The 17,158-nt window shown below is 60.6% G+C and carries 16 protein-coding genes; 12 read left to right on the plus strand and 4 right to left on the minus strand.

The window, feature by feature from the left end; translation table 11 throughout:
- Nucleotides 1-162: 162 nt before the first annotated feature.
- Together PQR40_RS24845 and PQR40_RS24850 are read right to left on the minus strand one after the other, a co-directional pair.
- Complete coding sequence (locus PQR40_RS24845) at nucleotides 163-2,313, minus strand: pyridoxamine 5'-phosphate oxidase family protein (protein WP_408510030.1); 2,151 nt, start codon at nucleotides 2,311-2,313, stop codon at nucleotides 163-165.
- A gap of 40 nt (nucleotides 2,314-2,353) precedes the next feature.
- Complete coding sequence (locus PQR40_RS24850) at nucleotides 2,354-2,995, minus strand: glutathione S-transferase family protein (RefSeq protein ID WP_408226621.1); 642 nt, start codon at nucleotides 2,993-2,995, stop codon at nucleotides 2,354-2,356.
- A 128-nt stretch (nucleotides 2,996-3,123) separates the two neighbouring features.
- On the opposite strand from PQR40_RS24850, the gene PQR40_RS24855 reads away from it, so the two are divergent.
- Entirely contained in the window at nucleotides 3,124-4,038 is a 915-nt protein-coding gene (locus PQR40_RS24855) for a LysR family transcriptional regulator (protein ID WP_408226624.1), read from the plus strand.
- A 389-nt stretch (nucleotides 4,039-4,427) separates the two neighbouring features.
- Entirely contained in the window at nucleotides 4,428-5,219 is a 792-nt protein-coding gene (locus tag PQR40_RS24860) for an SDR family NAD(P)-dependent oxidoreductase (RefSeq protein ID WP_408510031.1), read from the plus strand.
- 215 nt (nucleotides 5,220-5,434) lie between these two features.
- On the opposite strand, the gene PQR40_RS24865 is transcribed toward PQR40_RS24860, so the two are convergent.
- On the minus strand, nucleotides 5,435-6,592 hold the full coding sequence (locus tag PQR40_RS24865; protein ID WP_408226630.1) for a porin: 1,158 nt from the start codon (nucleotides 6,590-6,592) through the stop codon (nucleotides 5,435-5,437).
- A gap of 446 nt (nucleotides 6,593-7,038) precedes the next feature.
- On the opposite strand from PQR40_RS24865, the gene PQR40_RS24870 reads away from it, so the two are divergent.
- Nucleotides 7,039-7,602 carry a biotin/lipoyl-binding protein gene (locus tag PQR40_RS24870; RefSeq protein WP_408389853.1) on the plus strand — a complete coding sequence of 188 codons (564 nt, stop codon included), beginning with the start codon at nucleotides 7,039-7,041 and terminating at the stop codon, nucleotides 7,600-7,602.
- Nucleotides 7,493-8,077: an efflux RND transporter periplasmic adaptor subunit gene (locus PQR40_RS24875; protein WP_408510032.1), complete on the plus strand. Its 585-nt coding sequence runs from the start codon at nucleotides 7,493-7,495 to the stop codon at nucleotides 8,075-8,077. Before PQR40_RS24870 ends, PQR40_RS24875 begins: the two co-directional genes overlap by 110 nt.
- A gap of 151 nt (nucleotides 8,078-8,228) precedes the next feature.
- Here the strand turns inward: PQR40_RS24875 and PQR40_RS24880 are convergent, their stop codons facing one another.
- The gene (locus PQR40_RS24880; protein WP_408226639.1) at nucleotides 8,229-9,101 is read right to left on the minus strand and encodes a LysR family transcriptional regulator; all 873 of its coding nucleotides are present in this window, start codon (nucleotides 9,099-9,101) and stop codon (nucleotides 8,229-8,231) included.
- A 112-nt stretch (nucleotides 9,102-9,213) separates the two neighbouring features.
- Between PQR40_RS24880 and PQR40_RS24885 the strand changes: the two genes are divergently transcribed.
- From PQR40_RS24885 to PQR40_RS24920, 8 genes are all read left to right on the plus strand, one after another.
- Entirely contained in the window at nucleotides 9,214-10,338 is a 1,125-nt protein-coding gene (locus PQR40_RS24885) for a mandelate racemase/muconate lactonizing enzyme family protein (protein ID WP_408510033.1), read from the plus strand.
- Complete coding sequence (locus tag PQR40_RS24890) at nucleotides 10,332-11,288, plus strand: dihydrodipicolinate synthase family protein (RefSeq protein WP_408227041.1); 957 nt, start codon at nucleotides 10,332-10,334, stop codon at nucleotides 11,286-11,288. The genes PQR40_RS24885 and PQR40_RS24890 overlap by 7 nt, the downstream gene beginning before the upstream one ends.
- A gap of 15 nt (nucleotides 11,289-11,303) precedes the next feature.
- Nucleotides 11,304-12,305, plus strand: coding sequence for an ADP-ribosylglycohydrolase family protein (locus PQR40_RS24895; protein WP_408226645.1), 1,002 nt, complete (start codon nucleotides 11,304-11,306; stop codon nucleotides 12,303-12,305).
- 112 nt (nucleotides 12,306-12,417) lie between these two features.
- Nucleotides 12,418-13,206 carry an amidohydrolase family protein gene (locus PQR40_RS24900; protein ID WP_408226648.1) on the plus strand — a complete coding sequence of 263 codons (789 nt, stop codon included), beginning with the start codon at nucleotides 12,418-12,420 and terminating at the stop codon, nucleotides 13,204-13,206.
- A 38-nt stretch (nucleotides 13,207-13,244) separates the two neighbouring features.
- The gene (locus tag PQR40_RS24905; RefSeq protein WP_408226651.1) at nucleotides 13,245-13,520 is read left to right on the plus strand and encodes a hypothetical protein; all 276 of its coding nucleotides are present in this window, start codon (nucleotides 13,245-13,247) and stop codon (nucleotides 13,518-13,520) included.
- A 180-nt stretch (nucleotides 13,521-13,700) separates the two neighbouring features.
- A complete protein-coding gene (locus tag PQR40_RS24910; RefSeq protein ID WP_408226654.1) occupies nucleotides 13,701-15,059 on the plus strand; it encodes a spinster family MFS transporter in 1,359 nt (452 codons plus the stop codon).
- A gap of 89 nt (nucleotides 15,060-15,148) precedes the next feature.
- Entirely contained in the window at nucleotides 15,149-16,192 is a 1,044-nt protein-coding gene (locus PQR40_RS24915) for a porin (protein ID WP_408226657.1), read from the plus strand.
- A gap of 64 nt (nucleotides 16,193-16,256) precedes the next feature.
- On the plus strand, nucleotides 16,257-16,607 hold the full coding sequence (locus PQR40_RS24920) for a BON domain-containing protein (RefSeq protein ID WP_408226660.1): 351 nt from the start codon (nucleotides 16,257-16,259) through the stop codon (nucleotides 16,605-16,607).
- Nucleotides 16,608-17,158 lie beyond the last annotated feature (551 nt).

Consider the following 17,158-nt stretch of genomic DNA (forward strand, 5'->3'; position numbering starts at 1 on the left):
TGAGTAATCAGGATGATCGGCTGCAAGCTTTCGGTATGTGGGAAAACCGGCATTTGGTCTGAAAATGCCTGGCGCCGGCTTTACCTTGCCGGTCGGAAACAGAACTCATCCGTGTGGAAGCATACGGTGTCGGATTACGCGCCAGGATGTCGGGCCCGTCATTCAGAGTTCTAGCGACAGACCGTTCTGCACTGTGGCTTCATTGGCAAACGGTCGTCCCATGCAGATGAGCGCGTGGCCTGCTTCGACCGGTGCGTCGGTGGCTTCCTGGTAAGCGACGCGGCCGTTCAACACGCGCGTGGCGCATGTGCCGCACATTCCGGAGCGGCAACTCGACTGTGCAGCGATGCCACAAGCCTCCGCGAATTCAAGTAGCGTGCCGTCCTTCGGTAGCCATTGAACGGTGCGTTGCGATCGCGCGAACGTGACGGGTATGCCGACCTCAGCGTTTTCCGATGCGTTTGTGGACGCCGAGTCTTGCGTAAGCGCCGGTGGGTTCACAGGCAAGCGTTTGACGGACGCCGGTCCGAACGTTTCGAAGCGGATTCTGTTATCAGCGACGTTAAGTCCGCGCAATCCTTCATACAGTTCACGCATGAACGAATAGGGACCACATAGATAAAAGTCGTAGTCGTCGAAAGGCAGTGCGCGCTTGATTTCCGCCACGCTTACACGACCGGCCAACATGCTGGAAGGCGCGTGCATGTCCGGATCGGCGGCGCTATCGAACAGGTGCATCGAGACCGTGGGATGGCGCGCCGCAAGTTCCCGCAAGTGCGCACTGAACGGCCGTTCGCCGTCGCTTCGCGCACCATGGAAGAAATGCAGCGGCTTGGGCTGCGTATGCGACTCGCGCGCTGCGATTGCGTGATGCAGCATCGTGATCATCGGCGTGATGCCGATGCCTGCCGAAATGAACACGGCGGGGCGCGGACTTGCTGAGTCGTAAGTGAATGTGCCTCGCGGTGCCATGGCCTCGACCTGCGTGCCGGCGGCGAAGCGCTCGTGCAGCCACGCGGAGCCGACCCCGTCGCGCTTCACGGTGATCCGGTATTGCTGCCGGTTGCTCGCCTCAGACAGCGTATAGGTGCGCGTCAGCGGCTTGTCCAACCCGTCGACCGGCACGCGGATTGGCAAGTACTGGCCGGGCTCGTACGCCGGCAACGGCCTGTCGTCCATCGATTCAAAATAGAACGAACGGATCATGGGCGTTTCTTCGTACACGGCGACGATCCTGAGCTTCTTCCATGGCGATTCGAATGGTCGGGCGGGCAGGGAATCGAGCGGTGAGACCGACAGGGAATCGGGCAGCGAATCGGGCAGCGAATCGGCCACTGAAGCGGGCATCACAAACTGCGGCGCATAGGCGACGTCAGACCAGCGAAACGGCAACGCCTTGCGGCCGCGCCGCACTTCCGTAATACGAAAGCGGACGAGGCGCTCGGCCAGAGGAAAGTCGGCCAGTTCCGCGCCGTCCCAGATGATCTCGGCGAGGGCGGCGATATACAGCAGATCGCCGCTCGCAAAGTCTACGAACAACAAACCCGCGCGTGGATCGTGGAGCAGATTGCCTAAAGTGTTGAAGAAACGGTTGCCGCTGAAATCAGGTGTTGTCAGCGTGGTGGCGTCATCAATGCGGACGAAGCCCGGCATGCCGCCGCGATGCGAAACATCGGCGCCGCGCGCTGGGCCGGCTTCCTCGCTGACGTTCGCGCTGGCGATAAAAAAAGTATCCGCGTTGGCCAGCAATGCGCGGTCCGCGTCGCTGAGTTCGGTCCTTATCTCAACGGCTGTCCGCGTGCTGGTTTCGCCGCGCGCAACGAATGTCGGCGTACGGCTCTGAATATACTTTGCGCAGTTGCCGAAGCTTTGCATGACCTCGAGCATCACCGTATCGCCATCTACCGACGACACGACACCGTTGACGCGATTGCGCCGGCGAGTCTGCGCTTGCAGACCCAAACCGCCGATCATCATACCGGGCTGCCAGCGGCCGGCCAGTGGATCGCCCGGTAAAACACCGCCGTCGATCCGCAATGTGCGCGCGTCAGGCGACGACACAAACCCGGGCGCGGCCGCGCGGAGGGTGGCCCACGGCTGGCCGTTTGCATCGAGAGCGCCGAATACCATGAACGGCTGCTCGGAGAAAAACTGCCGATGCTGATCCGGCATGTAGCGGCGAATGCCTCGACGACCGCTAGACTCCGCCTCCTCGCTCACGCCTGCATGCCGCTGCGCCATGCGTTCGGCGGCGTGAAAGGGCGAGTCGGCGGCGTCCCAGGCTCGCGGCGTGCTGGAAGAGTGTTGAGACATGGCGGACTCGGGTTGTTGCTGCGTGCGTTTTTGTCTTCGCTTAGTCGGCGAGCAGTCCCGCTTTCGTCGCCGGCATCGTAATGAAGCGCGGCAGCGCTTCGACACGACGAAGCCATGCCCGGATGTTCGGGTACGGTTCAAGCGATACGCCGCCTTCCGGCGCATGGGCGATGTAAGTATGCGCGGCGATGTCGGCAATGCTCACGCGGTCTCCTGCAGCGAACGGTTTGCTGGCAAGTTCCGCATCGAGCACGTCGAACAGCTTGAGGGCAATCTTCTGTGCGGTGTCGAGATTGAGCGGCGCGCCGAATACCGTCACCAGCCGCGCGGCGCATGGGCCATAAGCGATCTGTCCGGCCGCGAGCGAAAGCCATCGTTGCACGGCGGCAGCGCCAGGAGCGTCTTCCGGCAGCCATGACGGGCCGCCATAGCGTTTCGCCAGATAAACAAGGATCGCATTGGAATCGAACAGCACCGTGTCGCCATCTTCGATCGTCGGCACCTGACCGAACGGGTTGAGCTTCAGGTATTCGGGGCGGCGATTGTCACCGGCACGCATGTCCAGTTCGATCACTTCAAATGGCAAATCGAGTAACGTCAGGAACAATTTGACGCGATGCCCGTGCCCCGAAAGCTGGGTGGTGTGAAGGCGGATCGGCTGGGCGGGTTTGGCGGCAGACATTGAAAGCTCCTGAATCGGGGAAAGCCGACACCCGTCGGCTGGAATGAGGCAAGCCTACCGTCCTGTGGCGTAGCGCGGAAGACTGCTAAGCTAGAAAACATAATCAATCGAAGATGGACAATCGGAAAATGGCAGATATACGGGATGTCAATCTGAACCGCCTTGCGATTTTTGTTGCGGTGGTGGAAGCGGGCTCCTTTACCGCGGCCGCGGTGCGTCTCGGACTCACGAAAACGATGGTCAGCACGCATCTACAGCGGCTCGAGCGCGAGATTGGCGCAGGCCTGCTGGTCCGAACGACGAGGCGGCTCAGCGTGACCGAAAGCGGGCGTACCTTCTACGAGGCAAGTTGCAAGATATTGCAGGCGACTGAGGAAGCGCTGTCGGCCGTGTCGGGCGAATCGGCGCCGCTGCGAGGCACCTTGCGCGTGAGTGCGCCGATTGATTATGGGTCGTTGGTGGTGGCGCCGGCGCTCGTCGAGATGCGCAGCGCGTATCCGGAGCTCGATATCGAACTGGTTTGCAACGATCACTATGTGGATCTGATCGCGGAAGGCATTGACGTAGCGATCCGTCTGGGACAACTTGCCGACTCGGGCTATCGGGCCGTGAAAATTGGCGGTTTCGTCAAATGGGTCGTCGCGAGTCCGGCATTCATTGACACGTGGGGCAAGCCAAAGACGCCGGCTGCTCTCGCTGCTATGCCGCATGTCGCATTGTCGGTCTTGCCGCATCCGTTGACGCTGGATCTGCAGCGCGAGAAAGGCGCAAAACAAAGCGTACGGTGCGAAAACGCGATGCTGGTGAATGCGGCTGATGCAGCCCGTGCGGCGACGCTCGCGGGCGGCGGATTCGGATTGCTGACTGATTTTTCGATCTCGGCAGACGTGGCGGCGCATCGGCTGGTCCGTCTGCTGCCTGATTGGTCCGGCAAGCCCAAGGGCATACACGCGGTATTTCCGCCTACCCGTTATCCGACGGCAAAGGTACGCGCGTTGATTGAGGTGATCAGGAGAAGGCTTGAATCGCAGGTGTCCGGTTAACGCTGGACAGAATTTCGCTTTCCGGATGTAAGGCGTGAGTGATCGAAGTCAGCGTGTGGGCCTGAAGTCAACGGTCTTGGCAGCCTTGTCGACTGCACTGTAAAGATAGACCCATTTGCCACGAACTTGCCTCTACCCGGTACGCCGGTTCGTGCGATTTCGATATGCCACCGTGCAAATCCTGAAGCACGCCCGGACGAGCCGCGACACCATGATCGCAGTCAGCCCGAGGCCGTCGGCACACGTGCCTGCCCGCCTCGTCTGTCCGGCTGACGATCAAGGCGCGGCAAACGGACTATTGTCGCTCCCCTTATCCGTGACGATGTACAGTTAATGGTCCGTCCATCTACTGTTACCTGGATAGTAGCGGGCAGGAAAACGGAGGCGTTATGGGTGAGCTAACAGGGAAGGGCGCGGTCGTAACCGGTGGCGGGCGCGGTATCGGCCTGGCATGTGCACGGTTGATTGCGCATCGCGGTGGATCCGTAGCATTGTTGGGCGAGGACCACGAAGTGCTGGAACTGGCAGCGGCGACGTTACGCACCGAAGGACTCAATGTCGTCGCTATCGCCGCCGATGTTGGCATCGAGGACCAGGTTGCCACGGCGATGGAACAGTCCGCAGCATTCCTGGGGTCGATCGACATTCTGGTTAATAACGCGGCGATTCAGCCCTATGGCACTGTTGCGTCGATGGGATCCGCCGAGTGGGACCACGTTATCGGTGTCAATCTTCGAGGAACGTATCTGACATGTCATCACGCATTACCACACATGCTCAGGTTACAACGCGGTTCGATCATCAGTATCGCCTCAGTACAGGCGCTTGCCAACCAGACCCGGGTCGCCGCCTATGCGACTTCGAAGGGCGGCATGCTGGCTTTAACGCGTTCTCTCGCAGTCGATTTTGGCCCTTCGGGCATACGTGCGAATGCAGTCTGCCCAGGCTGCATCGATGCGCCCATGACACGTTTTTCGGCTGCTAAAGCCGCCCCTGGGCGAGAGGAGGAAATCCTTCGAGAATGGGGTAAGGCACAACCGCTGGGCCGTATCGGGCGTCCAGAAGAAGTCGCCGAGGTCGTTGCCTTTCTAGCCAGCGATCGCGCAAGTTTTTGCACGGGAGCGGAGTTCAGGGTTGACGGGGGGCTGATGGCAAGCCTCGGCGTAGCACTGCCGGAGTGATAGAAACCATGATTGATCCCAATTCTTCGGTGTGTGCCCGCAACAGAGACCCGCAGATACATCGAGTCGCGGTCACGGATCTTAAGGGGCTTGTCGTGCGGTTTGGCACTCAGGAGTAGTGGATAGGTCAGCTAGAAACAGATGTCACTGGATCTCGACGATTGGTGATAACGTCGACGCCAACGTGTGTCGTCGACAGTTACCCGGGCGTCCCTTTAGAACTTATGACGGATGCCGAAACTGACTATCTCTTGCGCGCTGGTCCCTGCTACACCATATGAGCCGATAGAAGCCTCTGCGCTGCTGACGGTGCCGTCGCTGTTCAGCTGATCGCCACTGGCGTGCTGCCATGCCCCGACCAGGTAGACGTCTGTGCGCTTCGATAGGTTGTAGTCTGCACCCAGCGAAATCTGGTTATACGTGGCGCTCGTGTTGCCGCTCGCTCTCGTGTAGCTGTAGCCCAGCCCCAACAGCAACGCCGGCGTCGCCTGATAATTCAGGAAGGCCTGTCCGGAGTTATATTTTTCCGTATTCAGGAAAGCCGATTGGGCGTCAGCCTTATATTGCGAGTTGCTGTAGCTCAAACCGAACGTATATGGACCCGCGACATACTGGGCCGCTACGCGCGCAATGTTGATCGACTTAGCCGTGTCGTAGCCGGAGTTGACTGGACCGTCGAACGTGCCGTCCGATGTCGACGACCAGCCTGTCCGTGTTGCGGCGGTGGTGCTCGCATTGTCTGCGACGAAGTAGCCAGCCGACAGCGCGAGCGGACCGTTGTTGTACGCTGCCGCCAACGACCACGTCTGCCCGGAACCGGTTTGTCCTGCGACACCACCCAGTGCATAAAGACCTTCGACTTGCAGACCGCCGAACACCGGCGACACATACTTCAGCGCATTGTTGGTACGCGAGCTGTTGTCATAGTTGTCTACGTCGCCTGCGGTTGCGAACGTGCTGCCGAAGTAGTTATCTTCGGTCATGCCCTGGACCTGGTCCACGAGAGGATCGTACTGACGGCCGGCGGTAAACGTACCGTAGCGGTCGCTCTGTAGGCCGACGTAAGCTTGACGGCCGAATTCCGAAGTGGTGCCGTTGTAGCTACCCATCTTGCCATTGTTCACGTTGAAGCCGTCTTCCAGCTGGAAGATAGCCTTCAGCCCGTTACCCAGATCCTCTGTACCCTTCAGCCCCCAACGACTGCCCGACAGGTTGCCGGAATAGAGGCCCACCTGACTGCTGCCGGTCGGCGTAGCGTTATGCGTGTACTGGATCGATTCATCGATTATCCCGTACAAGGTAATGCTGTTTTGAGCGTAAGCGACTTTGACAGCTGAAACTAGCAGCGCCAGAGTCACAAGGGACTTTTTCATTTCAGGTTCTCCGGGAATAAGCTTGAATAACGCAATGCAATGTCCGCTGCATTCGGATCGGCTGGAACATCAGGATCCTCTTTAGGTGCGCGCGAGACGTTGCCCTTACTATCCGGCTGGCTAACCAGCACCAGGCGGATGTCGTCATTAGCTCACAATGTTTTTCGCGAAGCGTTGGCAATGTGCCACAAGCGACTTACCCTTCCTTTCGTGATCCAAAGTTAGTAATCCGGGTCGTATCACGAGACAAATAATGGAGCCGGATTGACTGATGCTGCGTGTCATCGCCGACGGCCCACGCGCGTTCGTAACGGCTCGGAATATATTGGTAATTAAACTGAGGTCAGCGATTGGTAGCATGTCGAAGTTGGTTTCATCACGATGATGATTGATCTGTACACCTATTCATATAATTCTCGCTGCGTTCAATGTTTTCTCGAAAATTCATGGCCGCGGTGATTCTGCTGGCGCTGATCGCGCTCATGCTCACGCATCTACTCAGCGCGAAGAAAGGCAGGCGTGGCATGCCGCCGCAAGTCGTGACAGTGGCGCACGCGAAGCTCGGCTCGATGCCGGTGGTCCTCAGCGAACCAGGCACGGTGACGCCCACCTCGACCGTCACCGTGCTGCCGCAACTGAGCGGTTATCTGACCGCTGTCGGTTATCGCGAAGGTCAGGACGTACAGAAAGGCCAGTTCCTCGCTCAGATCGATCCGAGCCAGTATGAGATCAACAAGCAGCAGGCTGAGGCTCAACTCGTGAGGGACCAGGCGGGGCTTGCCCAGGCCCGCTCCGACCTCGCGCGCTATGCCGGGTTGAACTTGCGCAAGTCGATCGCAGAGCAGGCCTTCACCGACCAGCAGTTTCTCGTCCAGCAGAATGAGGCCACGGTTAAGTCTGATGAGGCCCACCACGGTGGAGTTCCCCGTTCCCCAAGTATCGCTCGCCCCTGTATTGCAACGTCTGAACAACGGCGCGAAGCTGTCCGTCACCGCTTACAACAGCGATAACACGAGGCAGATCGCCACCGGCGTCCTATATGCGGTCGACAACCAGATGGCTTTTTCCACAGGCACGGTGAACTTACGGGCGAGTTTCGCCAACGACGACGAGGCGTTATACCCGGACGAGTTCGTCAACATCAAGCTGCTGGTAGACACGGTGCAACACGCCGTGCTGGTGCCGGCCCCGGCCGTACAAAGCGACGAGCGGGGCGACTATGTTTACCTTGTGAACGCGAACAACACGGTCTCCGCGCGTAAGGTCACACCCGGTGCGGGCGACGGCATGAACACGGTCATTACGTCGGGCCTTACGGCCGGTAACACGGTCGTCACCGACGGCATGGACCGGCTCACAGACGGCGCGACGATCAAAATCGCCTCGACGGCGCCAATGGCGGCAGACAGCCCTTTGCCTGCGTCCTTGCCCCGATTTCATCACGGCCAGCGCAGGCATCCTGACTCCCGGATCAACGGTCAATGATCGCTTGCCTGAACCCCTGAAAGTTTCTGGAATTCTAATAACGCGCTGTATGAACAACCGAGCGCAGAAGAGCCACTAGCCGACGCGGGACGCGAGTGCCGCACGCGTGGCTTTCGCAACCCGAAACGCACACAACAATTTCTGTCCTGCTTCAGGCCTCCGGCTGACCGGCCAGCCGCACAAACTCCCTTACCAGTGCGGCGCGCACCTGCGCCCTGAGCCACAGCACGCCGACAGTACGACTCGGCCGCGGCTGCGGCAGCTCCCACTTGCGCAATGACTGAGCCGAAATGTCCGTCATCGGCCAGTCGGGCAGAACGGACACTCCCAGTGATTCGGCCACGAGTCGCGCGATGTTCTCGATGCCGTCGAGTTCAAAGCGCACTTGCGGGTGGATATTCTTGAGCCGCAGGTAGTCGTCCGCCATCCTTCCGCCGATCACGTTGCGGTCATAGCGAATGTAGGGTTCGCTCGCCAGTGTGTGCAATGGATCTTGCACGCGCAAGGAGGCGGGCGCGACGAGCACGAGGTATTCCTGCCTGAGCGTATGCCAGGCCGCCGACTTTGGAAGCTCGAAGGGGGGCTGGACGAGCACCGCGGCGTCCAGTTCGCCCTCCATCACCCGTGCGTGCAGTACCGTGGTTGGCCCGGGTTCGATGTAAATCGCAATGCCTGGATGCTCCGCCACCCATTTTTTGAGCACCGCCGGCAGCATGCCAGTCATCGCGGTCGGCGTGGCGCCCAGCCGCAAGGGGCCGGCGGGCAGGCTCGTGTGCGACGCCGCCGAACGCAAGTCTCGGATCTCGCGAATCACCGATTGAGCGCACTCGAGCACACGCAGGCCCGCCTCGGTCGGGCACACCGTTCGGCCCGAGCGCGTCACCAGCTTGCCCCCGATGTCGGCCTCAAGCACCGCCAGCCGCTGGGCGACCGAGGCAGGTGTGAGCCCCAGGTGGCGCGCCGCTTCCGCGATCGACCCGAGTCGAGCCACCAGCACGAAGGTTTCCAGGAAACGCACATCCATCGTTCAAGCTCCATCAAAAGATGATTTTGCCATTTTCTTATGCAGGTGAAAGTCGATTGTTCCTATGCATTATGAGCCATAGAATGCGCACGTTAATTAGGAGTTCCTCTTCGTGGCCAAGATCCAAAGCATCCAGTTTTGTCATGTCGCCGTCCCGCTGGACACCGTCACCGCCTTCTCCAACCGTACCGTTCACACCCGCCACTACGGCCTGGTACGCGTGCGCTCCACTGATGGTGCCCAAGGCGTCGGCTTCTGCTACGTCGGCAACGCCGCGGGCAGGTTGTTCAGCGTGGCCGTGGAGGAATTGCTCGGGCCGGTTCTGATCGGTAAGGACTCGCTGCTGGTCGAGGGGCTGTGGCAGGCCATGTACCAGGAAGCGCTGCTGCAGGGGCGGATGGGCACCGTGATGCGTGCCCTCAGCGCGCTCGACACGGCCCTGTGGGACCTGAACGCGCGTACGGCCGGGCTGCAGCTACACAAGTACCTCGGGGGCATGCACGCGGAGACCGTGCCGGCTTATGCCAGCGGCGGCTACTACCTGGAGGGCAAGACTGCGCAAGGCGTGGCCGACGAAATGGCCAGCTACGTCGACATGGGCTTTCGAGCCGTGAAGATGAAAACGGGACGCTGGTCACCCCATGGCGAGGAGCAGCGCGTGCAGGCCGCGCGTGAAGCGATCGGCCCCGATGTGGAACTCATGCTTGACTGCAACAACGGTTGGGTGGACACGGTGCAGGCGATGGAGTACATGCGCCGCATCGAGCCTTTTCATCCTTACTTCATTGAAGAGCCCTTTGGCCCCGACGATATCGAGAGCCATGCGAGGCTTGCCCGGCTGACCCGCGTTCCCGTCGCCACGGCCGAGATCGGTTATGGACGCTGGTATCACAAGCAGTTGCTTGACCAGGGCGCCGCGGCGATTCTCCAGACCGATGCGGCCGTGTGCGGCGGCATCACCGAATGGCGGCGCATCGCGGCGACGGCCGCCAGCTACGGCGTGCAGATGTGCCCCCACTGGTTCCATGACCTGCATGCGCCCCTGGTGGCCGCCACCCCGAACGCGCGCTACGTGGAGTTTTTCTGGAACGACCAGGTCTTGAACTTCCGGCGGCTGCTGGACCGTCAGCTAAGCGTGCGTGAAGGTCAGGTGGTGCTGCACCCCGAGCCAGGTCTGGGCTTCGATTTCGACGACCGGCAGGTCGCGAAGTACGGGCAGTGGAACACGCTATCGTGAGCGCGGCCGGTCTCCAAGGCGTGCTGTCGCCGGTGCTCACGCCTTTCGACCGCACGGGGCAGCCGAGCCACGAGCGCTTCGTGCGCCATTGCCGCTGGTTGCTAGACCAAGGCGTCGGCCTGGCCGTGTTCGGCACCAATTCGGAGGCGAATTCGCTGACGGTGCGTGAAAAGCGCGAACTGCTCGACGCGCTGGTCGCCCAGCAATTGCCCACGCGCCTCATGATGCCGGGCACAGGCGCCTGCGCGTGGCCGGATGCGGTCGAACTCACGCGCCACGCCCTTGCCGTCGGCTGCGCGGGCGTCCTGATGCTGCCGCCTTTCTACTACAAGGGAACCGGCGACGACGGGCTGTTCTCGTACTTTGCGCGCGTCATCGAACAGGTGGGTGACGCGCGCCTGCGCATCTACCTCTATCACATCCCGCCCGTAACACAGGTCCCGCTAAGCCTCGCCCTCATCGAGCGCCTGCTGGACAGTTTTCCGGGGGTTATTGCAGGCGTCAAGGATAGCGGCGGCGACTGGGCGCACACCGAGGCTATGATCCGCGAGTTCCAGCCACGAGGCTTCGACGTTTTTGCCGGATCGGAGACCTACTTGCTGCAAACCATGCGGGCGGGCGGCACCGGCTGCATCACGGCCACCGCGAACATAAACCCAACCGCCATCCTGCGGCTGTATCACGACTGGCGCGCCGACGATGCCGACGCGCAGCAAGCGGCGCTCAACCACACGCGCGCAATCTTCCAGGCCTATCCCCTGATTGCAGCGATGAAGACTGCGATCGCATGGAAGTCCGGCGACAACGACTGGCAGCAAGTCCGTCCGCCGCTCAGCCCGTTAGCCGCGCAGGCGCGCCGGGAACTGGAGGACTCGCTCGCGCGCGCGGGCTTCGACATCCCGGCCGCGCATCGGCTGTCGATGGCAGCGGCTCCAGACTCACTCTCCTGAATGGAACAGCATGCAATGAATCCCAATTCCCCTCTCTTCGACAAAGTCCTCGGATGCCTGCTCGGCGGCGTCATTGGCGATGCCATGGGCACTCCCACGGAGAAGCTCTCCTACGACGAAATCCAGCAACGCTTCGGCTGGGTCCAGACCTTCTCCGGCGATGGAACGGACGACTCCATCCTGAAGCACATCCTCTGCGAGACGCTGGAGCGCACCGGCGGCCATGCCACGGCCGACACCTGGGCCGAGGACTGGCTTCGACACAGCCAGACCTTCCTGGAGAGCAAGCTGTTCTTCGTCCCCGTGGTGGCGACGTTCTGGAAGCTCCGCGGGGAACAGGTGCTACCCCGCGACGCGGGTGCGGGCAACATGGCCAGCAGCAGCTCGGCCATGTGCATCTCGCCGATGGGTATCGTGAATGCGGGTAACCCGCGCCAGGCCGCGCTCGAGACCTTCGAGGTCGCCAGTCTGGTCCATCACAACTTCTGCCGCGACGGCGCGTGCGCCATGGCCGCGGCTGTCGCGCAGGCTTTCGCACCCGGCGCAGACGTCGAGTCGGTTCTGCGCGCCGCGTCCGATTTCCTTCCTGAGCGCAGCGCGGGGGCCATGCGAGCGGCGCTGCAATCGACGCTGGCTATGGCGCGCGAGAGTGCAGGGTATGAGGATTTCCGAGCCCGCTACTGTAGCGCCGCCATCGACGGCCGGCAGCACTTCACCGATTCACGCGAGACCGTTCCCCTCGCGCTGGCCCTCGTGTGGCTGGCCGACGGGAACGCGCAAAAGGCGGTGGAATACGGCGCGAACTTCGGTCGCGATGCGGACACGATCGCTTCCATGGCGGGCGCCGTGGCAGGAGCAATGGGCGGCGCCCGCGCGCTACCACAGGCGTGGCTAGACACGCTGGGCCCACAGGCGGACAAGCAGCGCGCGCTGGCCGATCGGATGACGCAACTGGTGCGCGCGCGGGCCGAGGCGGCACGCGCGGCTGTGCTAATGGTGCTGGAAACCTCGGCATGACGCGCAAGACCTTGTTCATCACGGGTGCTGCGGGTGGCATTGCCACACACCGGGCACACAAGGGTTCGGAAGCGTGAACTGGACACTCCCTGCGGGCGCATGCGATACCCACATGCACTTCTACGACCCGCGCGTTCCCGCTGCGACTGGCGGCCCGCCCTTGCCTGGCTGCTACACGGTGACGGACTACCGCACCATGCAGCGTCGCCTCGGATTGCAACGCGTCGTCGTCGTTCAGCCCAACGCATACCAGTTCGATAACCGCGTCATGCTGACGGCCTTGGCGGAACTAGGCGCAGACGCGCGCGGCGTGGCCGTGACGTCAGCGGACACGAGCGACGCGCAGATCGAAGCGATGACTCGGGCCGGCGTGTGCGGCCAGCGCTTCTACGCGCTGCGCTGGGGTGCATTGGGCCTGGACGCACTGGCCTCCTCGATGCCACGCCTGCATGAGTACGGTTGGCACGCGAACATCCAGCTGGACGGGCATGCCCTGGCCGGATGCACCGGACTGCTCACGACGTTGCCCTGTAATTACGTGATCGACCACGTGGGCAAGTTCCTGCCGCCACCGCGGGTGGACGATCCAGCCTTCACGGCGCTGCTGCGGCTGCTCGACAGCGGCCGATGCTGGGTCAAACTCTCGGCCCCCTATGAATCATCGACCCAGCTAACCGGCGCGCGCGCCTTCGATGACGTCGCCGCCCTGGTCGGCGCGCTCGTGGCTCACGCGCCGCAACAGCTGCTGTGGGCCACCAATTGGCCGCATCCCTTCCCACCGGCCAACTTCAGTCCTGATGATCGAGCGCTGCTGCGCTTTTTTCTGGACTGTGTGCCACGCGAGCAGGACCGCCGTTGCATCCTGGTCGACAACCCGGCACGGCTCTACGGCTTCAGTTGAACGCTGTTGCAATCACAACCAATAAGAAGGAGACAAGCATGAACCATAAGCAGTTTCTCGCACCCTCCACGCTGGCCCAGGCGCCTTATCGCAGCAGGCCGATCCTCCCGGTTTTGTCACTTCTCGCAGGCGGCAGGGCTGTCACACCGCCAGCGCTGGCCATCGTCATTGACAACTGTCCACGCGCCTGCAGAAACACTGCGGTAGGCGCGGAGGCGATTCGCAAGACACCACCGCTGGCTCATTACTTCACCTCCATCACTCGCGGTAACCCGGTAGTCAACGCGTGTCTGCCGTCGGACACGCTGGATTGAGGTTCACGCAATGCGAACCTCTCCACCTTGCCCCCGGCTTTGCAACGACCTGCCAAATACCTGTCGTCCACACCTTGGACTGCAGAAATCTGACGAAGCCGATGCAGCAGACGCAGCTGCGAAGACGACCCCACGCTTTGCCGACCACGACGCATACACCCAGATGGAGGAGTTCTTGTGATGAACCGCAATGCTTATCCCGAGTCCCGGCGCGCCTGGCTGACAGTGGTCATTCTCATGTTCGCCTACGTGTTGTCCTTCGTGGACCGGCAGATATTGAACCTGCTGGTGGCTCCGATTCGTCGCGATCTGGCACTGACCGACACGCAGATGAGCCTGCTGATGGGGCTGTCCTTTGCCATCTTCTATGCGATCGCAGGCATTCCACTGGGCCGAATTGTCGATACCAGGAGCCGTCGCGGCCTGATTTTCTATGGGGTGTTCTTCTGGAGCCTGATGACTGCCGCTTGCGGCCTGGCTAAGGTCTACTGGCAGTTCCTGCTTATGCGCGTGGGAACCGGCGCTGGCGAAGCGACATTGTCGCCCGCAGCCTACTCGATCCTGGCAGACAGTTTTCCACCGGACAAGCGAGCAACAGCCATCAGCGTCTATGGAATGGGCCTGTACATAGGGGTCGGCATGGCTTATCTGCTGGGGGGAGGGCTCATCCAGTGGGCGAATGCGCGAGGCGACGTTGTCCTGCCGCTGTTCGGCGTTATCAAGCCATGGCAACTTATTTTCCTTGCACTGGGCGCTTTGGGTATCTTGTTCTGCCTGGTTCTTCTCGTAATCAAGGAGCCCACGCGCAGGGGCGCTGGCGCTGGCGTGGCAGTGCCTCTCAGCGAAGTCGGCCGCTATCTCCTCAGCATTCGCAAGGCCGTGCTCTTGCATAACCTGGGCTTTGCTTGTCTCGTCCTTACAAGTTATGGCGTTAGCGCCTGGACCCCGACGTTCTTCATCAGAGACCACGGCATGACGCCGGGTGAAGTCGGTTTGTACGTAGGAAGCATGGCTGCAGTCGCAGGCTCTCTTGGCGTCATGTCCGGTGGCCGCCTTGCTGACTATCTGGCGCGCCGCGGTTACCGGGATTCGAATATGCGCGTCGCGCTCTTCGCGGCCGTAGTGGCGGGACTTTGCAACACGGCCTACCTGATCGACAACATGACCTTGCTGTGGGTCGTGATGTTCATCGGCATGTTTGCCGGAGCCATGCCGAACGGAGTCGCAGCCGCGGCGATACAGGAAATCATGCCGAACTCTATGCGTGGACGGGCATCCGCCATCTACCTGTTCGTCGTGACGTTGATTGGACTGGGTCTTGGTCCTACCGCTGTGGCATTGGTCACGGACTATGTGTTCCGTGACGACATGGCCGTCCGCTACTCCATCGTTTGGGTTGGAAGTATTGCAACGGGCCTTGGCGTGCTGCTGATCTGGTCTGGCCTCAAGCCATACGTGCAGGCACGCCAGACACTTGAAGACTGGGAACCCAACCCGGAGATCCAGCCGGTCACGCGCTTGCACTCTTCGAAAATATAACCTTTCGAGGAACATTCCCCCCGCTATCTTTGCAGTGAATGTAAACGCCCGTTCAGTATTTAAATAATAAATTTAATATGGAGACCGAAATGAATAAACGAATCTGCCTGGCCCTCTTGCTCTTCTCTGAAGGCGCTTTTGCACAAAACAGCGTCACACTCTATGGCCGCATCGATGGCGGCATTCAATATCTTTCGGGTGTAGCAGGCCCCAACGGGGCGCGCTCGGGTTTGTGGAGCGCAGACGGCGGCGACGCGGGTGCCAGCATGTTGGGTATCACTGGTGTCGAGGACCTCGGCGGCGGCTACAAGGCCAACTTCAATCTGCTCGACTTCTTCTCCCCGACGAACGGTACGACCAAGGGTGCATTCTGGGCAAAGGCCTACGTCGGGATGTCAGGCCCTCTTGGCGAATTCCGTATGGGGCGGGACTATTCGATCCTGAAGGGCGGAAGCTTCGACTACGATCCGTTCTATCAACAGAGCATCGGCATGCAATCACTCCCGCGTGGCGCAAACTGGCCCATCTTTAGCAATGCGTTCAGCTATTCCTCACCAACCTTTGCTGGTTTCAACGCCGGCTTCCAGTATTCTCTGGGCGGTGTCGCCGGACAGTTCAACAGTGGCCGAACCGATGGCGCTCAACTGACCTACCGCTTCGGCGCGTTTTCCGCTCGCGCCATGTATCAGGAGGTAAGGGACGCATCCGGCCAGTTCAGCAACCTCTTCACTGATCAAAAACAGGCGTTCGTCGGGATCAACTATACGGGGAGCCTGTTCAAGATTCAGGCCGCCTACACCTACATGGCCGCACCACAGGCACCGGCAGGTACTCCGCGTTACGCCGATTACGCGTGGGCGGGCATTACGTATAGCACGCCAGGTCCGTTTACGATCGTCACGGGCGTCGCGCACATCCACCAGCGCGACGGCTATGGCAGCGCGACGCTCGTTGCAATCGGCCCGAATTACTATTTGTCGAAGCAGACCTACCTCTACACCACCGCAGGCTATGTCATCAACGGCAAGAACACGAATTTTAGCCCCATCGAGCAACCGGTTGGCTCGCCCATGAATCCTGCACTGGGACACAATCAGTTCGGCATCTTCAGCGGCATCATGCATTCCTTCTAGATCTTCGGCGTCAGCAAATCTCCGATCTGTCGGCTTCCATTCAGACTCGTTCCATCTGGACACTATGAAAATTCAATCTATTCTGGCCGCCCTGGTCATTGCACAATCGATGGCGGCGGTATCGCCCGCACTGGCGCAAGCATCGGCAACACAAGATGTGAGTGTGCCATCTCTGCAGCAATTGAAGCACCCTTCTGCGGATGACAAACAGGTCATCAAGGCCGTGCGCCGTCGCCTTTCCCGCACAAGCGGTCTGAATCCCTCCAACATCTCGGTCCTGGCTCACAACGGGATCGTTTTCCTGACCGGTTCAGCCCCCACACAGAATGAGATCGATTTGGCGATATCGAGCGCATCGCGGGTGCCAAATGTCAATTCGGTCATCAGTAAGCTCACGATCCGCGAGCCTGCGTAATGCGTAGCAAGCAGTCGCGTTGCCAGCCAAACGGCAACTATTATCTGGACTGCGGATGATATTTAAGTCTCGTGAATTGCTGGAACGACTTTGACCAACTTCACCAGAGTAAATGGATGTCCCTCTCGTTGATGTGCGGACGTGATACGGGGGAGGGCAGCAACGTACCCTTTGACTCGCAGAGACTAGACATGCATACGTCCACGATTCACAACAGTTCAACGGCGAATCCTGGACTGGAGGCGAACGGGGCCGGGCCAGGTGGCGTGTCTTTGAATGCGTGTGTTATGCCGTACACGCATCTCTTTTCGCTAAATAATCTGCGGCTGGCCGTTCAATCCCCCCTTTGCTCGCAGTCAGATCTCGTAGCATCCTCATCGCGGTCCGAGGATCAATCCAGCCTGGCGCCAGGGACCTCAGTTTTAGCCGCGGCGAAAGCACTTAATACCCAAAAATGCAGACGCTTCCCAAATCGATCTGCACGAGTCGAATTCTCCGACTGGTTGACCGCAACGGACAACCCATCGAACCATCTTCATCGAACATTACAG

Source organism: Paraburkholderia sediminicola (genome assembly GCF_046026855.1).
Taxonomy (GTDB): Bacteria; Pseudomonadota; Gammaproteobacteria; order Burkholderiales; family Burkholderiaceae; genus Paraburkholderia; species Paraburkholderia sediminicola_A.